The 8,212-nt window shown below is 65.0% G+C and carries 6 protein-coding genes and 1 pseudogene; 4 read left to right on the top strand and 3 right to left on the bottom strand.

Features of this window, described 5'->3' with window-relative positions; translation table 11 throughout:
- Positions 1-68 precede the first annotated feature (68 nt).
- A complete protein-coding gene (gene glmS, locus AB7F49_RS22210) occupies positions 69-1,895 on the bottom strand; it encodes a glutamine--fructose-6-phosphate transaminase (isomerizing) (RefSeq protein ID WP_428526373.1) in 1,827 nt (608 codons plus the stop codon).
- Positions 1,896-2,037: 142 nt separating this feature from the next.
- Positions 2,038-3,393 carry a bifunctional UDP-N-acetylglucosamine diphosphorylase/glucosamine-1-phosphate N-acetyltransferase GlmU gene (gene glmU / locus AB7F49_RS22215; RefSeq protein WP_428526386.1) on the bottom strand — a complete coding sequence of 452 codons (1,356 nt, stop codon included), beginning with the start codon at positions 3,391-3,393 and terminating at the stop codon, positions 2,038-2,040.
- A gap of 105 nt (positions 3,394-3,498) precedes the next feature.
- Here glmU and AB7F49_RS22220 point away from each other — a divergent pair, with 105 nt between their 5' ends.
- Positions 3,499-4,296 carry a hypothetical protein gene (locus AB7F49_RS22220; protein WP_428526374.1) on the top strand — a complete coding sequence of 266 codons (798 nt, stop codon included), beginning with the start codon at positions 3,499-3,501 and terminating at the stop codon, positions 4,294-4,296.
- 34 nt (positions 4,297-4,330) lie between these two features.
- Positions 4,331-4,723, top strand: a complete 393-nt coding sequence (locus tag AB7F49_RS22225; RefSeq protein WP_428526376.1) for a hypothetical protein — start codon at positions 4,331-4,333, stop codon at positions 4,721-4,723.
- On the opposite strand, the gene AB7F49_RS22230 is transcribed toward AB7F49_RS22225, so the two are convergent.
- Complete coding sequence (locus AB7F49_RS22230; protein ID WP_428526378.1) at positions 4,674-6,308, bottom strand: beta-(1-6) glucans synthase; 1,635 nt, start codon at positions 6,306-6,308, stop codon at positions 4,674-4,676. The two genes, AB7F49_RS22225 and AB7F49_RS22230, sit on opposite strands and share 50 nt — an antisense overlap.
- 198 nt (positions 6,309-6,506) lie before the next feature.
- Here AB7F49_RS22230 and AB7F49_RS22235 point away from each other — a divergent pair, with 198 nt between their 5' ends.
- Together AB7F49_RS22235 and AB7F49_RS22240 are read left to right on the top strand one after the other, a co-directional pair.
- Complete coding sequence (locus AB7F49_RS22235; protein WP_428526380.1) at positions 6,507-7,007, top strand: beta-1-3, beta-1-6-glucan biosynthesis protein; 501 nt, start codon at positions 6,507-6,509, stop codon at positions 7,005-7,007.
- A gap of 155 nt (positions 7,008-7,162) precedes the next feature.
- Positions 7,163-8,212 (top strand): annotated as a pseudogene (locus tag AB7F49_RS22240) (glycosyl transferase family 2); the annotation flags it as partial.

Raw genomic sequence — 8,212 nt, forward strand, 5'->3', positions numbered from 1 at the left:
TGGTTGCTGACCGACGTATATAGCCCAGTTCGGAGGAATTGCGGCGGAGTGGAACGCTCGCCGGACGATTATTCCACGGTCACCGATTTCGCGAGGTTCCGAGGCTGGTCGATGTCGGTGCCGAGCCCAACCGCCGTGTAATAGGCCAGTTGCTGCACCGGCAGCGCATAAACCAGCGGAGTTACCGCGGTTGGCATGTCCGGCAGCGTGATGGTGGTCACCCCGGGCATGGCCGCTTCTGCCGCGCCCTTCGCATCGGTGAGCAGGATGATCTTGCCGCCCCGGGCAGCGACCTCCTGCATGTTGGAAACGGTCTTCTCGAACACGCTGTCATGCGGCGCGATGACGATTACCGGCACCGATTCATCGATCAGCGCGATTGGTCCGTGCTTCAACTCGCCTGCCGCATAGCCCTCCGCGTGGATATAGGAGATTTCCTTCAGCTTCAGCGCCCCTTCCAGGGCCAGCGGATAGCTCGTGCCGCGGCCGAGATAGAGCACGTCACGGCTCTTGCCCAGATCACGCGCCAGCAATTCGATCTCGCCTTCGAGCTTCAGCGCCTCATTCATGAGACGCGGCACCTCGATCAGGGCGCGCACAAGCTTGCGCTGCTCCGCCTCATCGATCGCGCCGCGCGCGCGTCCCGCCGCGATTGCAAGGCAGGCAAGCACGGCGAGCTGGCAGGTGAAAGCCTTGGTCGACGCAACGCCAATCTCGGGACCGGCCAGTGTCGGCATGATCACGTTGCTTTCTCGGGCGATGGTCGAAGACTGGACGTTGACCACCGACAGCACGTGCTGGCCCTGCTCCTTTGCGTAGCGCAGCGAAGCCAACGTGTCTGCCGTCTCGCCAGATTGCGAGACGACGATCGCGAGATCGCCCTTGCGCAACGGCGCCTCGCGGTAGCGGAATTCGGAGGCGACATCGATCTCGATCGGCAGCCGCGCGTAACGCTCGAACCAGTACTTGGCGACAAGACCGGCATAATAGGCGGTGCCGCAGGCCGAGATCGAAATTCGTTCCAGCGCTCTGAAGTCGAACGGAAGGTCGCCGGGAAGCGCCACGCGCTCGTTCGCCATGTCCAGATAATGCGACAGCGTATGCGCCACGACTTCCGGCTGTTCATGAATCTCCTTCGCCATGAAGTGGCGATGGTTGCCCTTGTCGACGAGGAACGCCGAGCCCGTGGTCTTGATCACGGGGCGCTTCACCGGCGCGCCGGCGGCGTCGAAAATCTGCACGTTGCCGCGCCGCACCACAGCCCAGTCGCCCTCTTCCAGATAGGAGATGGTGTCGGTGAACGGTGCGAGTGCGAGCGCATCGGAGCCGATATACATTTCCTCGGCGCCATGTCCGATCGCCAGCGGGGATCCCTTGCGCGCCCCGATCATCAGGTCGTCTTCGCCGGCGAAAATGAAGGCCAGCGCAAACGCCCCGCGCAGCCGCGGCAGTGCTGCGCGCACAGCCTCGACCGGCGACCTGCCCTTCTTCATCTCTTCGGTGACGAGATGGGCGACCACCTCGGTGTCGGTCTCGGTGCCGAAGCGCGCGCCCTGTCTCTCGAGTTGCTCGCGCAGCTCGCGGAAATTCTCGATGATCCCATTGTGGACCACGGCTAGCCGGTCGGTGGCGTGGGGATGGGCGTTGTTCTCGGTCGGCTTGCCGTGCGTTGCCCATCGGGTGTGACCGATCCCGGCCAGACCGGACAGCGGCTCGCGGCCAAGCCGGTCCTGAAGGTTCCTGAGCTTGCCTTCGGCCCTGCGGCGCTCCAGATGGCCGTTCTCGACGGTTGCGATGCCGGCCGAATCGTAGCCGCGATATTCCAGCCGCTTCAGCGCGTCGACCAGAAGGCCTGCCACCGGTTCACGCCCGAGAATTCCGACAATTCCGCACATTGCGGCCCGATCCCCCCGCCGAGATGACGCTCCGAAACGCCTGGCCCCCGGCCGTTAGAACCGCATTCGCTCCCTTGCGGAAGTCACGATGCGTTTCGGCCTGTAACCCAGAAGCTGAGCCGGGAGCGCGGCGGGACCACGCTCAACCGCGATCCTTCTTGCCCGCCGCCTTCAGGCTGCGCAAGCGCGAGGCCCAGCCTTCCTTAACGACCTGCCGGACACGGCCGAGCGCGAGCGCGTCGGCCGGAACGTCATCGGTGATCACCGACCCCGACCCGACATAGGCACCGTCCCCGATTGTGACCGGCGCCACCAGCGCGGAATTCGAACCGATGAAGGCGCCCTTGCCAATTTCGGTGCGGTGCTTGGACGCACCATCGTAGTTGCAAAAGATGGTGCCGGCCCCGACATTGGCGCCCTCGCCGACGCGTCCGTCGCCGATATAGGCCAGATGATTGGCCTTGGCGCCGTCCTCCAGGACCGCTTCCTTCACCTCAACGAAATTGCCGACGCGGGCGTTCTTGCCGATTCGGGCGCCAGGGCGCAGCCGCGCGTACGGACCGATCGACGCGCCCTCGCCGACATGCGCGCCGGCAAGATGCGAAAAGGCATGGATCACGGCTTTCGACTCGATGGTGACGCCCGGGCCGAACACGACATAGGGCTCGATCGTGACATCGCTTGCCAGCTTCGTGTCGGCCGACAGAAATACCGTCTCCGGGGCGATCATGGTGACGCCGGCCTCGAGCGCAGCCTTCCGCAGCCGCTGCTGCAGAAGGCCTTCCGTCTCGGCGAGCTGGGCCTTGGTATTGACGCCTCTCACATCGTCCTCCTCAACTTCGACGGCCACGGCGCGCAGCCCCGCCTGATTGGCGAGCGCCACCGCATCGGTCAGATAGAATTCCTGCTTCGCATTGGCGTTGCCGATCTGGTCCAGCAAGGTAAGCGCGTGGCGGCCGTCGAGCGCCATCAACCCGCCATTGCACAATCCGATCTTGCGCTCGGCGTCGCTCGCATCGTTGTGCTCGCGGATGGCGAGCAGCCGGCCATTGGCGGCGATGAGCCTGCCATAGCCGGTCGGGTCCTCCGGCGCGAACCCTGCCACCGCGACCGCGGCTCCGTCCGCCACGGCCACGCGCAGCCGCTCCAGCGTTTCCGCCCGGATCAGCGGCGTGTCGGCAAACACAACCAGAATATCGTCAAAGCCGCGTTCGAGCATGGTCCGCGCTGCCAGCACCGCATGCGCCGTTCCAAGCCGCTGCATCTGGCGGGCAATTCCGGCATTCGGAAAAAAGCGTGCCGTCTCCGTCTCCAGAGCGGCATGATCCGGACCCACCACCACGCAACATTCGGTCGCGCCCGCCCGTGCGACCGCGCGCAAGACATGCGACAGCAGCGATTGACTGCCGATTGGATGCATCACCTTTGGCAGGGCTGACCGCATCCGCGTGCCTTCTCCCGCGGCCAGTACCACTGCAAGGCAGGTTCGCTCCGCCATATCCGGCATTTTCCTTCTTTTCCGGCTCGCCTCTTAGCTCTTCGGCATCGCGCGGAAAAGCCACCATGGCAGGCCGGGCCCGCAGGTTCCTGCTAGGATTCCGCGATGATTCGCAGCGAGGCACGAAAGTCCGGCGCGGCGCCCGCCTCCGCCGATCCACTGGCGGGTGCGCGCGATGTCGATCTCGGCGCCCTGGTCCGGATCGGGCTCTGGGGCGGGATGGCGGCCGCGTGCCTGCTTGGGGTTGCGTTTGCGGTTCGCACCGAAACCGGGAAAGCCCGTTTCGTGGCTGCCATTGGAGCTTCGGGCGCTCCAGCTGTGGAGCGGGCCGCACCGCTGCTCGAAACGCAGGATGAAGTACGGCGGGTGACAGAAACCATTCGCAACCTTGCCGAGGACCGCGATCGCCTGCTTGCCCGCATGACCGCGCTCGAGCGCAATTATGAGGACGTCACAGGTTCGATCGGACGGCTTTCGACGGCGGCCAGGCCATCGGCCGAACCGGCGGTTGTGCCGGCCCCGGAACCGGCGCCGATTGTCAACGCTCCGGCCGCATCCCCGACCGCGACGCCCCCTTCCGCGTCCGGCCGCGCCGCGGTTCCGCAGTCGGCGGTTTCGGAGCCGGCCAAGACCGCATTCGGGGTCGATGTCGGTGGAGGCCCGACGCTTGCTTCGCTTCGCGCCGCATGGGACCGCATCAGGCGAAATCATGCGACCCTCCTCGACGGTCTCCACCCGGTGATCACGGTGCGCGATGGTCGCGGAGGTCAGGTGGAGTTGCGGCTCATTGCCGGCCCGGTCGCGAACGCCGAGTCCGCCGCCAGACTTTGCGCGGCACTCGCTGCGGCGGGGCTGTCCTGCCAGCCTACCGTGTTCGATGGCCAGCGGCTCGCCCAGCGCTAGGTTGTACGGTCAGCTATGCGACGGCATAGTGCTGATGATGTCACGTCCGCTCTTTGCCCCAACCGCGCGCCAGACCAGCTGGCTGATCGCACTCGGCCTCGGCGCCTTGGGCTATGCCCTCTATCTACGCTACCTCGCCGTGGAACTGAGCAGTGTCGGGCTTGCATGCCAGGCCGGATCGCAGACCTGGCTCTGCGCCACCCGGAAGCTGGTCATGACGCTGTTCAACCATTCGGTTTTCGGCTGGACCGCGCTCGGAGCCGCGATCGTCCACCTGCTGCGGCCGACGCTCCCGATTTTCGCGCTTTCGCTGGTCGCCGCCGCCTTCGGTGTCGTTCTGTATAACGTCGGGCTTGCCGCGTTGGCCGCCGCCTTGCTCATTGTGAGCTTCGCGCGGCCCGTGGCCAGCGAAAACGAACCAGACTGATCGAAAGCGCGAAAAGCAGAGCGCAGAGCCAGACCGACTGCCAGTTGGCGAAGCTTTCGTTGAACAGGATATAGAGCCCCGAAAGCGCGAGCGTCGCGGCTGCAACGCGTTCGGCGAGGCCCGCTTCAGAATCGCTGCTGCTGCTTGCGAGCGCGACGAGCGCGATCGACACGATCGGTGCCGTCAGCGGCGCGAACGGAAAGTCCTTGTAGCGCGGATCGAAAACGAGCCCGAGCGCGACCTGGATCGCAAGCACCGTGACCCCGACAACGAGGGCACCCGCGAGCCAGCCGCTCCGCGACGATGCCGCGCCGCCCCGGCCGGCGAGCACATCGGAAAACGAAGCGAGCCGCTCCCCCCGCATCAGGACGGCCGCGGCAGCCAGCGGCATCAGCGCCGCCGCCGCCAGCAGCGCCACCGACCGCAGCCAGCCGCCGACGCCCAGGCTTTCATAGAGCATCATCTCGGCCGCCCAGCCGATCGTAATGCCCGAGGCGAGCGCGATTGCCGCAATGGCTGCCCACCGCAGCAACGTGAAATTGGTGGTCCGCGACCGCAAGGCCACCGCGACGATCAGCGCCGCGAAGGCAATCCCGCCTGCCGCCTGCCACCGCCAGAATGGATGATTGGAGACTGGCCGCCCCCACTCGAATTTCGCCCGACGGGTGGCGTCGTCGAACAGGCCCCAATAGCCGCCGACGGTCCCTTCCAGCCGACGCTTCCACGGCTGGTCAAAGGCTTCGATGACATTGACGCGGTATCCCTTGTTTTTGGCAATCGCGAGCACTTCCTGCACGACCAGGGCCTGGTTGATACGCGAGGGAAGCGCCGCCTCGCGCATGCGTCCAGCACTGGGCCAGCCCGTCTCACCGATCAGGATGTCCTTTCCCGGGAAGGCGGCCGCCATGCGCTCGCGGATCGACTCGACATGGGCCGCAGCGTTGCCCGCCGCTATCGGGAAGTCCTCCCAATACGGCAGGATATGGATGGTGACGAAATCGACCGCGGTAGCAAGATCGCGGTGGCGCAGCCAGAATTCCCAGACATCGGCATAGGTGACCGGTACGCCGCCGACCCTGCCCTTCACCTCGCGCAGGAAGCCCGCGACGTTTTCGGCCGACAATTCGCCGCGCAGAAGCACCTCGTTGCCGACCACGAGCGACTGGATCACGTCGGGAAACTGCTTCGCCAGCCGGGTACCGGTTTCAATCTGTTCGCGATTCTTGTCGGCTTGGCTCGACAGCCAGAGCCCCTGGATCACCTTGAGCCCCACGCGCCGCGCGATTTCCGGCACCTGGTCAAGCCCATGTTCGATCGAATAGGTGCGGACGCAATCAGTGACCGCCTTTAGACGGACAAGGTCGTCCTCGATCTGGGCTGCCGAAATATATGTGCCGTCCCGCAGCGGCGACTGATCGCCACGGAACGGAGCGTAGGATACGCATTGCAGCATCTCGCCGGCCGATCCCGCAGCCGGCATCGCGACCGGCCGCCCCAGCCACCACCAGGTGAGTGCGATCAGAACCCCGACCGCGGCCAGCACAACCGCCGGGATCAGCGGCGTCGTTAACGAGCGTTCATGCATCCGGTGTCTTCGTCTTCCGATCTCGCATCACCGCCCATCGCATGAACGCGCTCGGCCGACAAATCGTTGAGGCGACCGCGTTCCTGGGTCGCGCGCAAGCTGGACAAATCGCGGGAAAGGCGGAAATGTCACGGGGTCAGCCGGCAGCCCCATTGCCGTCGGATTCCACGATAGACTGCACCACCAGCCTGTCATGCAGTGACCACCGCGCCAGAGTATCTCGACATCATGCCGTCCTGTCCCTTGCAAGTTCTGTCCGCCCTCTGCCTTGCCATGCTTCTCGGCGCCGCGCCGGCCATGGCCCAGAACGACCCGGGCGACAAGGCAAAGCAGCAGGCCGCCGAGCAGGCCAAGCGGGACGCCCAGCGCCTGAACGACCTTGCCGAGGTCTCCAAGCAGATGACCGGCCCAGCCGGCAATCCCGAATGCGTCTGGATCGGACGACGCGTGGTTCATCGGCTGTTTCAGGATGATCTGGACACCGCTTTTCGCCACATGGACCTTTACGACCGCTTCGGTTGCCCCGGAGGGCATATCCAGGCGGCTTTCCGCTGTGTCGTGAAGCAAGGTCCGATCATTGACGCGAAGGCGCAAGAGAACATCCTTGGCCGCGTTCATTCATGCTGGGTTAATCCGGCAGCACCGCCGGCGCCTGCGGCAGCCGCCAACACGCCGGCGACCGGAACAACGACGCAATGATCGCGTTGATGTCAGGCGAAACGACGTCATCAATTCGCCATGCCGCGGTGCGATTGAAAAACTCGCTCACTTGAGCTATTTGACTGTCGTAGCAGGCGCTTGTCCCAGGGGACGGGGCAGCGACCTTCACCCTGCCCCGCTTGGTTTCGCGTTCAATGCGCCTCGTCGCGGTTGTCGTCGCGCTTGTGGCCTGCGTGCATGCGGGTCTGTGGGCTTTTTCCGAGAAGAGACTGTCTGCGCCGGACATTGAGGGTCCGCTCGCGAGCGTCTCCTATGGCAAGCATCCCGACAAGCAGGTTGGCGTTTCGGAAATCCGCGCCGACCTGAACATGCTCGCACCCCATACCCGCGCCATCCGGACCTACGCTTCGACCCGCGGTCTTGAAATGGTCCCGCCGGTCGCGTCCGAAACCGGCCTGCGCGTAACCGTGGGCGCCTGGCTCGGCGGCAGCCTCGACGACAGCGAGTGGCGGGGACAGGGTCCGGATGCCAGCAATGGCCGGCGCTATCGCGAGCGCATCGCCAGCCGCAAGCGCAACTCCGCCGAGCTGACGGCGGCGATCGAGATCGCGCGGAAGAATTCCAACATCGCCGGTCTCGTGCTCGCCAACGAGGCGATCTATCGCGGCGAGACGATCCTGTTCGACGACGAGACCCTGTCGCCGGAGGAAGTCGAACTGGCCCGCGCCGCAGCGCAAGTCTCGAAAGCCGAGGAAACCCGCGTCAAGGAACGGATCAATGTTGCCCGCCTGATCAAGACGATCCGGGAGGTGAAGCGCCAGGTCTCAGTACCGGTTACCACTGGCGAGATCTGGAGCGTCTGGCGCGACCATCCTGAACTGGTCGCCGCAGTCGACTACATCGCCGTGCATATTCTGCCGTATTGGGAAGGCGCCCCCGATCAGTCCGCGGTCGATGCAGCGATCGGCGGCTATCACCAGCTCCGTCAGATGTATCCCGGCAAGCGCATCGTGATCGCCGAATTCGGCTGGCCGAGCAACGGTTACAATTTCAAGCTGGCGCAGCCCGGTCATTTCGAGCAGGCGCATGTGATCCGCGATTTCGTAGCGCGCGCCAATGCCATCGGCATTGACTACAACATCATCGAGGCATTCGATCAGCCCTGGAAAATCTCCGAAGGCAGCGTTGGCGCCTATTGGGGCCTGTTCAACGACGCCCAGCAGATGAAATTTGCCTGGAGCGGC

The organism is Pseudorhodoplanes sp., assembly GCF_050250235.1.
Classification (GTDB): Bacteria; Pseudomonadota; Alphaproteobacteria; order Rhizobiales; family Xanthobacteraceae; genus Pseudorhodoplanes.